At 45.6% G+C, this 17750-nt stretch carries 11 protein-coding genes; 8 read left to right on the top strand and 3 right to left on the bottom strand.

Annotated features, from left to right (window positions below; translation table 11 throughout):
- The 3 genes from EO131_RS11000 to EO131_RS10990 all read left to right on the top strand — a co-directional run.
- Positions 1–3054 (top strand): T9SS type B sorting domain-containing protein (locus EO131_RS11000; protein WP_164731673.1); only part of this gene is annotated, 3054 nt, incomplete at its 5' end.
- A 2-nt stretch (positions 3055–3056) separates the two neighbouring features.
- Positions 3057–4052, top strand: coding sequence for a PorP/SprF family type IX secretion system membrane protein (locus EO131_RS10995; RefSeq protein WP_127021807.1), 996 nt, complete (start codon positions 3057–3059; stop codon positions 4050–4052).
- A gap of 1 nt (position 4053) precedes the next feature.
- Positions 4054–5997, top strand: coding sequence for an OmpA family protein (locus EO131_RS10990; RefSeq protein ID WP_127021805.1), 1944 nt, complete (start codon positions 4054–4056; stop codon positions 5995–5997).
- Position 5998: 1 nt separating this feature from the next.
- Here the strand turns inward: EO131_RS10990 and EO131_RS10985 are convergent, their stop codons facing one another.
- Both EO131_RS10985 and EO131_RS10980 read right to left on the bottom strand, forming a co-directional pair.
- Complete coding sequence (locus tag EO131_RS10985) at positions 5999–7243, bottom strand: NRAMP family divalent metal transporter (RefSeq protein ID WP_127021803.1); 1245 nt, start codon at positions 7241–7243, stop codon at positions 5999–6001.
- Between the two features lie 79 nt (positions 7244–7322).
- Positions 7323–9698, bottom strand: coding sequence for a prolyl oligopeptidase family serine peptidase (locus tag EO131_RS10980; protein WP_127021801.1), 2376 nt, complete (start codon positions 9696–9698; stop codon positions 7323–7325).
- 268 nt (positions 9699–9966) lie between these two features.
- Between EO131_RS10980 and EO131_RS10975 the strand changes: the two genes are divergently transcribed.
- Together EO131_RS10975 and EO131_RS10970 are read left to right on the top strand one after the other, a co-directional pair.
- Positions 9967–11691, top strand: coding sequence for a GMC family oxidoreductase (locus EO131_RS10975; protein WP_127021799.1), 1725 nt, complete (start codon positions 9967–9969; stop codon positions 11689–11691).
- A gap of 4 nt (positions 11692–11695) precedes the next feature.
- A complete protein-coding gene (locus EO131_RS10970) occupies positions 11696–12406 on the top strand; it encodes a gluconate 2-dehydrogenase subunit 3 family protein (RefSeq protein ID WP_127021797.1) in 711 nt (236 codons plus the stop codon).
- 59 nt (positions 12407–12465) lie between these two features.
- Here the strand turns inward: EO131_RS10970 and EO131_RS10965 are convergent, their stop codons facing one another.
- On the bottom strand, positions 12466–14004 hold the full coding sequence (locus tag EO131_RS10965) for a TolB family protein (protein WP_127021795.1): 1539 nt from the start codon (positions 14002–14004) through the stop codon (positions 12466–12468).
- Between the two features lie 206 nt (positions 14005–14210).
- Here EO131_RS10965 and EO131_RS10960 point away from each other — a divergent pair, with 206 nt between their 5' ends.
- Genes EO131_RS10960 through EO131_RS10950 form a run of 3 tightly spaced genes read left to right on the top strand, consistent with a single transcriptional unit; the run spans position 14211 to position 17723 of the window.
- Positions 14211–15512, top strand: a complete 1302-nt coding sequence (locus tag EO131_RS10960; RefSeq protein WP_127021793.1) for a ComEC/Rec2 family competence protein — start codon at positions 14211–14213, stop codon at positions 15510–15512.
- Between the two features lie 48 nt (positions 15513–15560).
- The gene (locus EO131_RS10955) at positions 15561–16355 is read left to right on the top strand and encodes a helix-turn-helix domain-containing protein (RefSeq protein ID WP_127021791.1); all 795 of its coding nucleotides are present in this window, start codon (positions 15561–15563) and stop codon (positions 16353–16355) included.
- A gap of 60 nt (positions 16356–16415) precedes the next feature.
- Positions 16416–17723, top strand: a complete 1308-nt coding sequence (locus tag EO131_RS10950; RefSeq protein ID WP_127021789.1) for a serine hydrolase domain-containing protein — start codon at positions 16416–16418, stop codon at positions 17721–17723.
- Positions 17724–17750: the final 27 nt, after the last annotated feature.

The following is a 17750-nucleotide window of genomic DNA, read 5'->3' as shown; positions in this document are numbered from 1 at the left end:
CTGACCCTTGCGGCGGGCACGGGCTACACGGTGGGCGCCCCGAACAGTGACACGGTGACCATTGCCAGTGACGATTTGGTGACTGTTGCCTTTTCACAGGCCACAGGTGCCGCGGCTGAGAACGTAGGCAACAATTTGCCTGTACTTTTTATTTCAGGTACGGTGACAAATGCCAGTTCGGTCACAGTTACCAACGCTGGAACGGGTACGGCCAATGCGGGAACAGACTTTACATTTACCAATCCTCAGGTGGTGAACATTCCTGTGGGCGCTTATGATGGCACCGCGGGCACGGCGATACCAATACCAACTTTGGCTATAACCGGGGATGCCCTTATTGAACCCAACGAGACCATCAACCTTACATTGAGTGTTCCTACTGGAGATGTAACCCTCGGGGGTCAGACCACCACCACATACACCATCAACAATGACGATACTTGTGCCGCTACTACCTCACCGGTACTTAATGGATTTGAAACCGAGTTTTGTGTAAATGTGTTGGCCGACTTCAGCCAAAATTTGAACGATTATGTGGATACCACGCCACCTCCAGGAGCCAACTTACAGTGGAGTACAAACAATAACCTATCGGATACCGGAGCCTATTTAGATAGTAGTACTGTCACCGCTGAAGGAACTTATTATGGATTTTTCTATGATGCCCTAAACGATTGTACAAGCCCGAGTTCGGTAACAGTTACCTTGACAGTAAATGAAGAACCCAATGCTGGGAATACCAATGCAGTCAATGTATGTAACACGACGGCCGGCGGTAGCAATACCCTCATCGATTTGGATGATCGAATTACTGGCCAAGATTTAGGAACATGGGCATTGACCAGTGCGCAATCCGGTTCTTCCATTACCATTAACGGCAGTAATATTGTCAACTTTGACGGACAGCCTTTAGGAGCCTATACCTTTACCTATACGACCAATACTGCGGAGCTTCCGTGTGTGGATCAAAGTGTGGACGTGATTATTTCGGTCATTGATTGTACGATTCCTTGTGATGCCGGGAATTCCGCTCCTATTTTTGATACTTCGCAATCAGTCAGTTTTTGTGATGAGGTCAATGTAGATTTGGATAGCTACGTGACTTCAACCGCACCTGCAGGAAGCGTTTTGACCTGGAGTGTGGATCCCGACCCCTTGGTCACGGATGCCCATCTGATCAGCAGTGTGGTCTTAGATCCAGGAACCTATTATGGTTTTTATTATGATAGTGTGAACGATTGTGCCAGTCCTGTTTTGCCAGTGTCTTTGGTTCGCAATTTTACCCCTACTATCGATAGTACCACCGATGCCTCCCGTTGTGGTCCCGGAACGGTAACATTATCGGCAAGTGCCACAGTGGCCGATGCCAGTACTATAACCTATAACTGGTTCGATGCCCAGACAGGGGGCACTTTGATCGGCAGTGGCGCGAATTTCATAACACCAGAATTAACCGGAACAACTTCTTTCTATGTGGAAGCTAGGGCCAATGGATGTGCCTCTCCCCGTCAGGAAGTTGTGGCTACGGTAAACACAGCGCCTTCGGCAGGAACACCAACAAACGCGGTGGCCTGTAATGTGGTGGGCAATGGTGGATCCAACACCATCGATTTGGACGGGACCTTAACCGGAGCCGATCCAGGAACTTGGGCCATAGTGACAGATCCTTCCAGCGGTGCATTGACCATTGGAGCAGGCAATGTGGTGGATTTTGTGGGATTGCCCGGCGGCAGTTACGTGTTTGAATATACCACGACCAGTGCAGTGGCACCCTGTACCAACGCAACGGTTCAGGTTACCATCTCCGTAAGTGATTGTACGGTGGATTCGGACAATGATGGCTTGACCGACGACGAAGAAAATGTTTTAGGTACCAACCCAACCAACCCCGATACCGATGGGGATGGGCTAACCGATGGTGAAGAGGTTTTGGTGATCGACGATGCCAATACCCCAGCGGTGCCAGAAGCTGCTACCGATCCTTTGGACCCCTGTGATCCTTTCTTGACCGCGGATTGTAACCCGGAAGCCATTGATTTGGCCATTACCAAGGAAGTACAGGGAACAGGACCCTTTTTGGTGGGCGATCAAGTGGTGTTTGTCATCACGGTGACCAATACCGATATGGTCCGAGTGTTGGACATTGTAGTACAAGATTTATTGGCTACCGATTTTACCTATGTGAGCCATTTAGCCTCATTGGGAACTTATGAAGAGTCAACAGGGGAGTGGACCATCCCCGAAATGACGGCCAGTGATGCTTCGGCAACTTTAGAAATAACAGCTTTGATTACCGGAACGGGTGTATTGCAAAATACAGCTACATTGACCTCCTCATTGCCTGCTGATAATAATGCAGCAAACAATGTCGCCACAGTGAACCTAAATGAGGATATCGATTTAGCCATTACCAAAGAAGTAGATGATGAAAGTGCGCTATTAAATAGTGAAGTGAACTTTACCATTACAGTCGAGAACCAATCACCGGACAGCGCGTTCAATATTGTTGTAAGTGATGTATTGGATGGCGATATTTTTGAATTTATCAATAGTAACGCATCAACAGGAACCTATGATGACCAAACTGGAGAATGGGCAATCGCTTCACTTGATGCCGGAGCATTGGCAACATTGGAAATTAGAGTAAGGGTAATCGCTGTAGGTCAGCAACAAAATACGGCAACCCTCGCTTCCAGTTTCCCCAATGATGGTGATGATGCAAACAACAGTGGTGTTGCTGATGTAAATGTGTATGCCAGTCCTTGTGAAGACCCGGGAACCATTTGCAATATTTTCACTCCGAATGGGGACGGAATAAATGACACTTTGAAATTTGTAGATCCTGAAAATCTATATCCCAACAATTCATTTGAAGTGTTTGATAGATATGGCAACAGTGTCTTCCAAATGGATGGGTACGATAGTTCGTGGGACGGTACGGGCAAAAACGGACAATTGCCCAAAGGAACTTATTACTATATCCTTGATCTGGATACGACGGATGGCAGTGACAGTGATGTGATCAAGGGGTGGATTCAAATTATAAGAGATTAATAATGCGAGAAAGTAAAGGGATTTCTGCACATAAAACGCTTCTTGTGGTGTTCTTACTTGGGTTAGGTTTGATACATGCCCAAAAGGAGCCCCAATACACCCAATACATGTATAATATTGGTAGTTTCAACTCAGCTTATTCTACCACCGTGGAAAGTCCGGAAATCATCGGTTTGTATCGGGCACAGTGGGTGGACATTCCCGGGGCACCCACCACCATTCGGGCCGGGGCCAACATCCCTTTTCAAAATGAAAAAATGGGCTTGGGACTTAATATTGTAAGCGATGAATTGGGTCCTTCCACACAGACCTATTTTGATGTTTCCTATTCCTACCAGATCCAATTGTCTGACGATTCCAAATTGGCTTTTGGATTGAATGCCGGAGGGTCATCTTTGAACATTGATTATTCCAAAGGAAATTTTGATGACCCAGAGGACCCATTACTATTGGGGGGCAGTTACACCAATTTTTACCCTACTGTGGGGGCAGGATTGTTTCTGTATCACGAATCGGATTGGTATCTGGGACTTTCGGTGCCCAACTTTTTGACCAATGCGCTATACAATGACGAAGTGGCCACCATTGTGGAAGACGACATGCAGTTCAATGCCATTGGGGGTTATGTTTTTGAATTGGGCGACCGTACCAAGTTTAAACCCGCCTTTTTGTTGAACTACCTGCAAGGCGCGCCCGTAACGGTAAACCTTTCAGCCAATTTTCAGTTTATTGATGCTTTAACGATTGGGGCTTCGTACCGTTTTGATAATGCGGTGAGCGGTTTGGCGGGATTCCAGATTTCCAATGCCATGTTTATTGGCTATTCCTACGATTACAATACGAATGGACTGGGAGAGTACAGTGGAGGGTCGCACGAGGCCATTCTGAAGTTCTATATCGGACGTGGAGGTTTTGGCTCGGGCAGTGGCAAATCAAAAAGCAAGAACAAGAACACCAAGAATAAAGGCAAGCAGATAGATTCCCCAAGATTTTTCTAACATGAACCTGAAACAAAACATACGATTCATTTTTTTAATCGCCCTTTTAAGTGCTAGTACTTGCTTTGCCCAAGAGAAAAAGTCCAAAGGGGACGAGTTTTTCTTTCAATACGAATACCAAAAAGCGGTAACCGCTTATGAAGAGCAGCTCGCCAATGGTACCCTTTCCCAAAAACAGTTTCTAAATCTGGCCGATGCCTATTTCCAGACCAATAGTTTTGACAAAGCGGCCGATGCGTATTTGGAGCTGTACAAAAGGGACACCCTTATGGATAGCCATCACTTCAATAAAATGATCCAAAGTTTTACCAAAACGGAGGACAAGGATAAAAAGGCATCCTTTCTGGCTTCCATGTCGTCCAATTTTCCCAAGGAATTGATGGTCAATATGGAGTTCAATGATCAATTGCTTCGCACAGATACGGTAGATGATTTGGACTACACTATTTTTAATTTGGCCGCCAATAGTCCGCAAACGGATTTTGCACCAGCCTTCTTCAATGGCAAATTGTTATTTTCCAGTGGGCGACAACAGGACAAACGCTATCGGTACGAACCAGGTAACGAAGGCTACTTTAAAATTTATGAATCCATGATTCAGCCAAATGGCCAGGTTATGGAGATACAGTTATTCGATCAAATCGCCAAGTCTAATTTTCATGCGGCAACACCCTATTATTCTTCCCAACAGAACAAGGTTTTTTATGTGTTGTCGAACACGTCGGATGGGGAATTGGCCTTCGATGCCAATGGAAAAAATGCACTTGCCATAGGGATGCAGACCTTAGGAGGTGGCTTTCAACTGCTTCTAAAGGATTTAAGCACTTCTTTTTACTATCCTTTTTACGACGATGCCAGTGGCAAACTCTTTTTTGCAGCCGATTTTGGGGACGGTTATGGTGGCACGGACATCTATTTTGTGTACACCAACAATGGTCAGGTAATGTCGGCGCCCATCAATTTGGGGCCAAGGGTCAATTCACCGGGTAATGAAGTGGCACCTTACATTTTCGAGGATAATTTTTACTTCGCTTCGGATGTGTTTTACGGACTTGGAGGAATGGATATTTATAAATCCAATATTGAAGGCGATGAGTTTGGTATCCCCATTAATTTGGGTCCAGGAATCAACACCGAATATGATGATTTTGGATTGATTATCCGTAACGATGGGGATGGCCTGTTGGGCTATTTTGCCTCCAACCGACCCGGTGGAAAGGGCAAGGATGATATTTATGGGTTTAAAGTGGATGAAAAACCAGGTTTGCGTACCATTACCTTTAAAGGTAAGGTTGTGAAATCCTATGAACCGTCCAGTACGGTGGAGCTGGCCGTGGTACGACTTTTAAATACGGAGGGAACCCTGTTGGCCGAAACCTTTTCGGATGAAGATGGCAACTACCGGTTGGAAGTGCCATGGCAAAAGGGTGTGGTTTTGGAAAGCACAAAAGACCGCTATTCTGTCTTTAAAAAACAATTTGACGAAACCCAACTCAGTGAGTTGGCCAATTCGGAATACAATATAAAAATTGCATTGTATGATGATCTGGTGGAGGAAAAGGAAGGTCAGAAAGTAGTGAAGATGGACAAGTTCTATTTTGGAACCAGTTCCACACAGTTAACCCCGGAAATTGAAGCTGAGCTGGATAATGTTGTCGCTTTTGCAAAAGCGTTTCCACAGGCCCAACTGCGTATCGAAACCTATACGGACAGTAGGGGAGGAAGCGCTACCAACTTTCAATTGACACAAGCCCGTTCCGATGCCGTCAAAAGGTATTTGGTAGCCCAAGGCGTGCCCGGGAATAGTATTCTGTATACCATAGGGTATGGGGAAGACAAAATTCTGAACAACTGTACCAATGGGGTTTTCTGTATTGAAATGCTCCACAAACAAAACCAACGTACCTTGGTGGTCGTGCTTAACGACAACGTCCTTTTTGATTAAGTTACATCAACAACATCCAACAATAGTAGAGGGCAAAAAGGGTCAGGAATACCATTCCACAATAGGTGAGGATGCGAAGCCCCAAACGCGGCCTGTGTTCCGTAGGAACATCTTTACCCATTACGGTTTTCAAGTTCATCCAGCCCAAAAGGGGAGCTAATACAAAGGAGACAAAAGTGGCCAAGGCCACCAAATTGCCCATATTGGCACTGAAAAGGGTGATTACCATCCAATTGATCGCCGTCATCAACAAAACCATCACGGCAAACGCATTTTTATGCCTAAAAGTTGGTTTTTCCGGGAATAATTTTTGAAGTATATCGACACTTACCCTTGAAATGGCGTCATGGGCCGTCATACACGTACTGAACATGGTGGCGAAAGCCGCAACGGCAATAAAAATATAGGCCCAACTGCCAATGTGGACCGTAAAAAGATTGACCAATTGGTCGGCGAAAACCACGGCATTGCCACTGAGTTCCGTTCCGGTGCCATACAGCGTGTACCAACCGATGATCATAAAGAATATGGCCAACAAAGCTGTCAAGATGTAGCCCACGTTGAATTCTTGGATCGCAATTTTAAGGGTGGGCTTGTTTTTCATGGTCTTTAAATTCTCCATGCCCCACATGCTTACCCAACCGGAGGCTTCCACGGCTGTCGGCATCCATCCGATCAATCCGATCAGGAACAAAATGCCCACCTCATTGAACAATTCGGGTCGTTGATAATTAGCTGCTTCGGGTACGGGCCCTTTTTGCAAAACCATTACTGTTGTCACCAACAAAGCCACAAAGAGAATGGTGATTACTACTTTTAGGGAATTTTCCAAAAAGCGGTACTTACCGATGATCAGCAATAGACTGATAAAAACAAACAAACACAGGGAAATGGTTCCGGCACCCACCGAAGTAACCTCAAAAAGGTTCATGAACAAACCGGCCGTAACCACATAAAGCGCCGCCAAAATGGTGAATGTGGAAATCAGGGTGACCAGGGCATAGATCCACAGATAGGTTTTGCCCAAGTTCAGGTAGCCTTGAATCAGACTTTTTTCCGTCACGGTGGTGTATCGTATCCCGAATTCAAAAAAAGGATATTTGAACAGGTTGGCCAGTAGAATGGGGATGACCATGATCCAGCCATATTGTGCACCGGCTTTGGTGGACAATACCAAATGGGAGGTTCCAATGGCCATACTGGCGAACAAAAGTCCCGGCCCCAGTGCTTTTAGCAGTGCTTTCATTCCGTTTGTTGGTTAATTTTGAAACGGAAGATATGTTTTTTAAATGAAAATGGGCCCAATGATCATTGGGCCCATTCGATTATTTTTCGTTCAACAGTGCTTCTTGGAACAGGTTGAAGATTCGGGTGTATTCGTCCGTCCAACTGCTGGCTTCCACAAAACCATGCCGTTCCACGGGATACAGGGCCATTTCCCAGTCTTCCTTGCCCAGTTCGATCAACCGTTGCGACAGGCGTACCATATCCTGAAAGTGAACGTTGTCATCCACCATGCCGTGGAGAATCAATAATTTGCCCTTCAAGCCATCGGCAAAATAAATGGGCGAGCTACGTTTATAGGCCAAGCTATCGGTGGCCGGAGTGTTTAGGATTCGGGCTGTGTACCCATGATTATAGGCTGCCCAGTCACCTACGGATCTGATGGCGCCTCCGGCACTGAAGGTATCAGGTGCATTGAATAGGGCCATCAGGGTGATGAAACCACCATAAGATCCCCCATAAATACCGACTTTGTCAGCATCGATACCGTATTTTTCCATCAACATGTGGGCACCATCCACTTGATCGGAAAGGTCCTTTCCACCCATGTGTCGATAGATGCCGGTTCGCCAATCCCTGCCATATCCTGCACTGGCCCTATAATCGATGTCAAGTACAGTATAGCCATTGTCCACCAAAAGGTTGTGGAACATGTATTCCCTAAAATAGGAGCTCCACCACTTATGGGCATTCTGAAGGTAACCGGCTCCATGCACAAAGATTACTGCGGCATTGTTTTTGACACTGGCCTCCGGCTGATACAGACGGGCGTGTACCTCAGCGCCATCCGATGCGGTGAAAGTGATGATCTCAGGGTCTTTCCAATTGTATGCCTTGAATGCCTCCGTTTGGGAATGGGTAAGTTGTTCTGCTGGACCAGCGTCTTTGTTGAAGACGGGATTGTCTTGCAAGAAAAGTTCGGTCGGGGTATTGGAATACGAATAGAGGATGGCCATTTTTTGCTCATCGGGGGAAAGGAACACATCGTTACGCCCGGTCATTTGGGTCAACTGTTCCATTTTTCCACCCTTAAGTGGCATGGCATAAAACTGTCGGTCACCCGGATGGTTTTTGTTGGCCACAAAGTACCAACGTGTCTCATCCTTGGAAATGAAGGGGTCATACACTTCGAAAGTTCCAGAGGTCAACGCTTTTGCTTTTTTTGATTTGAGATCCATGGTGTAAAGGTGGGTGTATCCGGTTTTTTCGGACATGAACCACACGCTTTTGCTATCGGGCAACCATCCCAATTTGGACCCTCCAAACCAACCAATGCCGGGACCAGCAATCCAGGCTTCGTCATGTTGACGGTCCAATTGCTCCACTGTTCCTGTTTTGGGATCCAATAAAACGATCCAACGGTCTTTGTAATCATTCGCCTGAATGTCCAATAGGGCCTTGGTGCCCTCTTCATTCCAAGTCGGGCCGTTGATAAAACCGATACGGTCTTCATTTTTATAAGGCTTGTCCGGATACTCTTTAGTGTATTCAGGCACATAGTCCAGCCCTTCCAAATTATCCAGCACCACCGGATAACTTTTGCGTTCGTTTACATCATACACGAACATTTCATATTGCGTGTGCTCGTCACCAACCTTGGAGCGTGTGTTTTGGTCCTCGGTATATCCCGATTCGGTCACAAAATGGGGAACTATGGTTCCTTTGGATTTTGGACGGTCCATTAACATATAGGTGATATAATTTCCGGAAGGGTCCATTTCAAGACCGATTACCGTTTTACCACCGGTTTCAATTTCCAGCGGTTGAAGGGTCTCCAATTTTTTACTGATTTCGTCACCTGTATCTTTTTTATGTTTGCGTTCCCGAAGCACATCAAATAAGTCCAATTGATCTTGATACAACCACTCGTCTTTCGAATCCCGTTTGGGCTCCTTGTCTTTGGACTTTACAAAATTCGTTTGTTGTTCCGTGGTCCCGTTCGCAAGGCTCCAGGTAAATAGTTCCCCACCCTTGGTATAGGCCACACTCTTGCCGTTATGGGTGAAATGAGGATTGCTTTCCCGTTCTTGGGTTTTGGTAATTGGCTTGGCGGTATAGGTGGCCACATCCAGCAGGTAAATATCACCACCTTTTTCATAAACTGCCTTGGACTTGTCTTGGTTATAAGTCAACCGTTGGGAGGGTAGGGCATTGGCCTCCATAAAGGTCACTTTTTTTGTGGTTTTGCTGTCTAGGGTATAGGCATAAAGCGAATCGCTCAGGGCACCATCGGGGTTCCAATCAAAATAAAGGGTCGATCCGTCAGTGGACCAATACGGATTGGAGGGAAGATGCCCGACAAAATCATCCCCCTGCATAATATCCTTAATTTTAAGAGGTGAGGTATTGCCTTTTTGGGCCTGCACTGTGGTAAACGACAATGCCAGCATTACAATGGGTAAAAAAAATCGGTTCATGTGGAAACAGTGATTTGTAGTTGGTTTGTTTTATGAGTATTTCAAATATCGGGTATTTTAACGAGTTGCCCGAGTTGGTTCATTCAAAAGAATTTCCTTGAAAATTGGAATCGAGTTGCCCGGATTTGTTCTAAGAAAAAGTATATTTAATAGCTAGTAGTGCAGTTACTTTTTTCTAAATGCTCCTTATTTGAAAGATTCTATTGGGGTTTTTGAATGTAATAGTACTGATATACAGCAATGTAACTATCAAACCAATATATAGCCAATGCAAATTATTGAAAACGCCACCGTGTACGATGCCATTATTGTGGGATCGGGTGCAGGAGGTGGTATGGCCACCAAAGTACTGTCGGAAGCGGGACTTAAGGTTGCCGTAGTGGAAGCGGGGCCCTTTTTCGATCCTGCCTTGCCAGAACATCAGACCCAATTGAAATGGCCCTATGAAAGTCCGAGAAGGGGTGCCAGCACCCGGTTTCGACCCTTTGGGGATTTTGATGCCGCCTATGGTGGGTGGGATATTGAAGGAGAGCCCTACACCCAAAAGGACGGTACCCAATTCGATTGGTTCCGCTCCCGAATGTTGGGCGGACGAACCAATCACTGGGGACGTATTTCACTCCGTTTTGGACCTAACGATTTTAAACACAAAGATATTGATGGCTATGGCGACAACTGGCCCATCAGCTACGATGATGTAAAGCCCTATTACGACAAAGTAGACAAATTGATCGGGGTGTTTGGTACCAATGAAGGGTTGCCCAATGATCCCGATGGTTTCTTTTTACCGCCACCTAAACCCCGTTTGCACGAACTGTTTTATATCAAGGGGGCACGCAAGAGCAATGTTCCCGTATATCCCTCACGGATGTCCATGTTGACCAAGAAAATCAACAATGATCGGGGCGTTTGTTTTTATTGTGGGCAGTGCAATCGCGCTTGCCAGGTGTATGCCGATTTTTCGGCAGGTACGTGTTTGATTTTCCCTGCCCAAAAGAATGGTGGACAGGTCGACTTGTTCGTCAATTGCATGGTGCGTGAAGTAACCACCGATGCAGAGGGTAAGGCAACCGGAGTATCCTACATCAACAAAGAAGATAGAAAGGAATACAAACTGAAAGGTAGGGTTGTGGTATTGGGGGCATCGGCCTGTAGTACGGCACGTATCCTATTGAATTCTAAAAGCAAGCAGCACCCCAATGGCTTGGGCAACAGCAGTGATGTGGTCGGGAAGTATTTGCACGATTCCACAGGAGCAGACAGGGCTGCCTTTATCCCGGACTTAATGAACCGTAAGGTATCTTACAACGAAGACGGTGTGGGTGGTATGCACGTGTACTCCCCATGGTGGGGCGACAATTCCAAACTGGATTTCCCAAGAGGCTACCATATTGAAGTATGGGGTGGCATGGGTATGCCCAATTATGGATTCGGATTCAATGTGAACGAGTTCAATAAATTCTTCGGTACCAAGGTAGGAGGCTACGGTGATGTGCTGCGTGGCGAGGCCAAAAAATACTACGGTGCCACCATGGGTATTTCATCCCGTGGTGAATCCATTGCCCTTAAGGAAAACTATTGCGAGATCGATCCCACTACGGTGGACGAGTTCGGTATTCCCGTGTTGCGTTTTCATTATAAATGGTCGGACCTTGAACGCAATCAAGCCAAACATGCGCATGATACCTTTGAAGAGATCATCCACAACATGGGTGGCATTCCCTTGGGAGATAAACCGGGCAAGGACAGGGATTATGGTCTTCATGTACCGGGTCGTATCATTCACGAGGTGGGCACTACCCGAATGGGTGACGATCCCAAGACTTCGGTGACAAATAAATTTCAGCAATTGCACGATGTGGACAATGTTTTTGTGGTCGATGCCGGGGTATTCACCTCGCAGGCAGACAAGAACTGTACATGGACCATTTTGGCCCTTTCCATGAGAGCTTCCGAATACATTGTAGACCAATTGAAACAACAAAATATTTAAGGAGATGGACAGAAGAAAAAGTTTAAAATCGATTGTATTGGGCACCGTTGCAGGCGGATTAGCCATACACGGATGCAAACCAGAAGCTGGATCTGAAGAACTGGTCGAATCTCCAAAGATTACCTACCCGGGCAGGGTCCCATTGGAAGAAGAATTGTTGGCCGAATTGGAGGAAGAACAATTTTTGAATCCGCATGAAATTGAAACATTGACAGTTTTGTGTGATTTGATTTTGCCCGGTTCGGAGGAATTCAAGGCGGCATCGGATGCCAAGGTGGTGGATTTTATCGAGTTTATGGCAAAGGACAATGAAGCCTTTCAACCCGATATTCGGGGTGGCGTAATGTGGTTGGACCATAAATGCAATACCGAAAATGGCGTCGAGTTCAAGGCTGCCTCGCAGGAACAGCAAAAAGCCATTTTGGATGAAATAGCCTATTACGATCCCGAAGTGCCTTCCAACGAACGTCCTTTTGAGGTGAATTTCTTTTCCTTGGTCCGTAACCTGACCATGACCGGTTTCTATACCAGCAAGATCGGTATCGAAGAAATCGGGTACAAAGGAAACATGCCCAATGTTTGGGACGGGGTGCCTGATGATGTTTTGGAACAGCACGGTGTTGCCTATGAGGAAGAATGGTTGGCCAAATGTGTGGACCAGAGCAAAAGGGGCATTATTGCCGAATGGGATGAGAACGGGAATTTGCTAACGTAAGCAAAATGTGATATAGATATAAAGAGAGGGGACCAGAAGGTCCCCTTTTGTTTTGAAGTTTAGTCACTGTTGCTCACAAAAGCGATATGTTTGCTGTCCTTGGACCAGCTGGGCACATTCATGGTTCCCTGCCCCCCATAAACGTATCCGATAATTATTGGCGTACCACCAGAGGTTGGCATCAGGCGAATGGTACAATGTTTATAAAATGGATGATCGCCAAACCCAACGGTAGGAGGAAAGGAAATGAACACGATCCACTTGCCATCTGGGGAAATGTGGGGAAACCAATCCTTATAGTCGGGGTCGTTCGTCAGTTGTTCAGGATCTTTTCCATTAGCTTTCATACGCCATAAGTGCATATGGCCTGTTCTGTTGGAGTTGAAATAAATGTATTTGCCATCAGGGGAATATTCAGATCCGTCATCCAAATTTTCGGTATCCGTTAGCTGTTTCTCTTTGCCAGTTGCAATAGTTACGCTGTAAATATCATATTTGCCGTTGCGTTGCCCAGTGAATAACATCTGCTTGTTATCGGGGGATATGCCATGAAGATAGGAGGCACCCAAGCCATCCTTGGTGATTTTCCTAGGCAGGGAATCTCCTTGGGGATGCATAATGTAAATGGACGAGTTTCCTCCATCATCTTGGTTATGGTTACTGATGCCCAAAATGCTTTCGTCAAAAGAGAACACATGGTCGTTATTATTGTTGATCGCAAATCCTGTTTCGATTTGGGAAATCTCGTCAGATTTAAAATCATATCGATATAAAAAACCATTGGAATTGTACACCAATTCTTCATCATTATTGACCCAGTTTGGAGCTTGTACGGAATGGGCGGAGTGGAACAGGACCTTTCGGTGGCCCGTTTCAACATTCATAATTTCCATGTTACTGCCGATGTAATCCCGGTAAGGTTCAAAATCTTTGGGAGCGGGTTTTATGATACGCACGTTGGTAAAAACTGCCTTTTCTACCACTTCGGGGTTGTGCGAACAGATATACAGTCCTACAAATACCTCATTTCTAAGTGGCACATCTTCAATTTTTACCGTGGTAAAGGGTTGGCCAAATTTGGCGGTTGACATAAAGAAAACACCATCCCTTCGTTCCAATTGGACCACATCCGGGGCAGTATCACTGGAAATTACTTCCTCGGTCTCACCACCAATTTCTTTTCTATATTGTAGTGAAGTCAGACCATCGCCGTGAATAGCCGCATTGATATGGGGTGAATCGCCACTGAGGTCATTACGCACGATCCATCCAATTTTTCGGTGTGGATCGACCCCTTTACCAATAAATCCTACCCGTGCCCTAAGAATAAAATCTCCTTGAATGGATTTGTACAGGTATTGAAACTCATCGCTATTCGCCCACATATTGGTCCCCGAACCTTCCAACGTATATTCCTGCATTTCGGAATCATAGGAAACAGTACCAGGAATGGCTGGTTTTCCAATACTGATTTGGTGGTCAAAAACACCGTATTTACCGAAGGGATCTTTAGTGGTGCTATCCAAGGAAGGAAGGTTGTTCAAAGTAAATCCATAAAATAGGGGGATGGACAAGAATAAGGTCAACAGTTTTTTCATATCGAAGGTGTTGGGTTCTCAAAGGTTGATAGCGGGAAATGCTCTTGAAGATAGGTAAAAAAAGGAAATAAATGACTGTCTCCAAAGGTATTGCTATAATCTTGGGCAATGATATATTTACCAGTTTTATAGTGTTGGGTGTGTAAAAAATATAGGAAAATTCTGTAACTTTAGAAAGGTTCCCCATAACCTTAAAAACTTCAATTATGGCTGTGCAATTTATTGGGGACAAGACCAAACGCTTCTATTTTCAAGACCAAAACGAACGAAAGAGCTACGTGCTGATCTATGGAGATGAGGTGGAAACCCTTCCGGGCAACGCCCCTACTGTTGGCTATACACCTATCCGCTACCGAGGTCGCGATGGAGAAATGAAGGAACCCGATCTCGTGAACAAGCGAAGTCTGGAAATGTATTTTTTGGATGTGGGACAAGGCGATGCCGCTTTTGTAGTGTCCCCAAACAATACCAAAATTTTAGTGGATGGTGGATTGCGCGACCGGGCCCTGGGTTTTATCATTTGGAAGTACCGATTGGACCAACCTGGCAATTCGGTGACCATCGACCATCTGTTTTTGAGCCATGCCGATGCCGATCATGTGGAAGGTCTCATTCCCTTGGTCAATCACCCCAAGATTACAATCAACCATATTTACCATAATGGCATTGGTTTGTACGAATCGGGATTCAATACCGAATTGGGTGATGAGGTCAACGGGGAGCTGGTGACCAAGCACGATACCCTGAACGATTTAACCGGACAGCATTTAACCGGCACCTTTAAAGATTGGACCGACGCCATAAAGGCCAAGGGGATAGATTACCATCGTTTGGACAGCACTACAGGTGTTTTGGATATTGGCGATCCCGATCTTCGTGTGGAGATTTTGGGACCAATCCTGAGACCCAATGGGTCGTTTGAATGGTTTGGTGGCAAGTCACATACCATTAACGGGCATTCGTTGGTGTTTCGGATGAGCTATAACCACGTTCGTACGTTTTTTTCTGGCGATTTGAACATTGAGGGGAGTGGTTTGTTACTGTCCCAACCCGATGGTGCCTTACAGGTAAACGCCCATATTTTCAAGGCGCCCCATCATGGGAGCCATGAGTTCGACCCTGATTTGTTTGAGGCTGTAAAACCAATGGTGACCGTGGTTTCCTCGGGAGAAGTTCCGGACCATGGCCATCCACGGGCCAAATTTTTGGGGGCCATTGGTAGGGCTGTGCGCGGCAAGGAGCCCTTATTGTTTTCCACTGCGTTGTCGGCGCTGTTTGTGGATGCTGGTGATCCGGCCCACATGGCAGCGGCCACCATTGACGAACCTACCACCTTGGGTGATCTCGATTTTTCACTATCCAGTGCCAATACCGTGGCACGAAGGCGTTTCAAGAAACTGTTGCCCGGTATTATCAATGTACGCACCGATGGGGAGTATATCTATTCGTACAGAAGGGTTCAGATGGGCTATCAATGGGAGTCGTACAAAATGAAATACGAGCATTGAATTGGGCAACTTTCGGTATTTTTAGGGATCTAATCCAAAGTAGCCGATTTGGTCATTCAAAATTATCATCCGGAGGAACCCCTCAATGCCCTATTTAAGGAGTGTTACTTCATCCAAATGGAAAAGGGTGCCGAAGTTAAGAGCATTCCGGTAATCGATGATTGTTGTTATGACCTGGTATTCTTCAAAGAGGCCAATGGAACCTTAAGCTACGGTCCGCAATCAACAGTATTGCCAATCCATAAAAAAGTATTTACCATACATGGTTTGCAGCCACCCTATCGGATTGAGGTAGCAGACGGACTCACTTTTTTTACCATCAAAGTGCAACCTTGGGCCAATGGGCATTTCTTTTCTGATATCAGGGGAATTGGTGTTATCGACATTGCCAACGAAGGGTTGGGTAATTTATGGCAAGCTTTGTTTAGCGCAACTACGTTGGCCGAACGGTTCCGTTTAGCAGAAGAGTTTATGCAATCGCATCCTTTGGATGCATCCCCATCGATGACATTGGTGCGGGAAATTTGCGAATACGTTTATGGAAATCAGGGCAAGGTTACGGTGAATGAGTTGAGCGAACGTTTTGGTCGTTCGCGCCAATATTTGGGCAAGGTATTCAAGAAAGAGGTGCTTTACCCCTTAAAAAAGTTCATCATTACCGTGCGCATTTTGGATTTGGTGAAATACAAGGCACAACATCCTGAAATTTCGTTGACCGAATTGGGGTATTTGTACGACTATTTTGACCAACCCCATTTTATCAACGATTTTAAGAAAGTTTGTGGGGTACAGCCGATGTATTTTTTCAATAATCTACCTGAATTTATGCTGCGGCACGTGTAGGTTTCCATTTTTACAATTTTATCTTATCGACATGTACCTTCTTTGCAAAAAATTTAAAGTATGCGGTATTTAGGAATTTTGATTGCTTCACTAATGGTAATGGCCTGCGGGCAGAAAAGTACTTCAGATAAAAAAGTGGACCAAGAGAAGTGGTCGGGAATGCGTGATTCAGTGGACACCTATTTTTCCAAACTGACGGATTTGAAACAGTTCAATGGTGTGGTGTTGGCGTACAAAGGCGATGATGTGGTACTGCACCAGTCCTACAATATGCAAGGGGATACCAGTTCCACCTTTGTTACCACGGAAACCCAATTCGATATTCATTCGGTTTCCAAACTGATGACCCATTATTTGTTGGTGCAATTGCAATCCGAGAATAAACTGTCCATGGACCAAACCCTGGATGATTTTTTTGACGGATTTTCCCAAGGCGATCGTATTACACTTCAGATGTTGTTGGATCATCGCTCTGGCTTGCCCAGGGAGCTGACCCATGTGGATGGGGAGGAAATCGACCTGACCCCTGCTGAAATAGTCGCACTTGCCAAAAAGGAGCCCTTACTTTTTGAACCAGGCACCGATGCACAATATTCAAATGTGGGGTATGAACTGTTGTATGAAATTGTGGCCCAGATCTATGGCAAGCCCTTTGGTCAATGCATGGTGGATGAACTCTTTGTGCCTTTGCATATGGATGAAAGTGGGGTCCATTTTTATACCAAGGAAGCCAAAATAACCCGATTGGCTAAAAACCATGTGTTGAAGGACTCCACTTTGGTGGAAGTACCCAATATTTCTCGCGACGAGTTCCGTACGGGACGATTGTTTTCCACAACCACCGATTTAAAGAAATTCTTGGATGCGATTTCCAAGGAACCCTTTGCCAGCGCTTTGCAGCACAAAGGGGTCATTCAGAAGGATGGAGGTTCCAAAGGGATTCGGGCACAGGTATACCGCGATTTAAAAAACGATTTTGGTTTTGTGCTGTTGGCCAATTATGATGAAATGCCCTTTTTCCAAACTGTGGAAGACATGGCTAAAATGATGAAATCGGAACCAGTGGAGTATCCCAAGGAAATCAACAGACAAGCCATCGAAGTTCCGATAGCTGTTTTGGAAAACTATGTTGGTTTCTACACCTTCCACGACTTTGATGGGTTGGTTTTGGAAGTCGCCATCCAGGATGGGGGATTGGTAATATTGCAGAATGGGGAGTTCAATGCCGAACTGAAGGCCGAGTCTCTCACCGTATTTTTTGAAGACCCCAAGGCACGGGAGTCCTTTGAATTTGTAAAAAATGAAGAAGGAACGTATGATGCCCTTATGGGGTGGAAGGGAATTACTGTGGAGGGGAAACGGCAGTAAACCTGATACATAATAACGCCAAAGAAA

It is taken from the genome of Flagellimonas beolgyonensis (assembly GCF_003992615.1).
GTDB classification, from domain to species: Bacteria; Bacteroidota; Bacteroidia; order Flavobacteriales; family Flavobacteriaceae; genus Flagellimonas; species Flagellimonas beolgyonensis.
The sequence above is the reverse complement of the archived record's forward strand: the minus strand, read 5'-3'. Positions and strand labels throughout refer to the sequence as shown.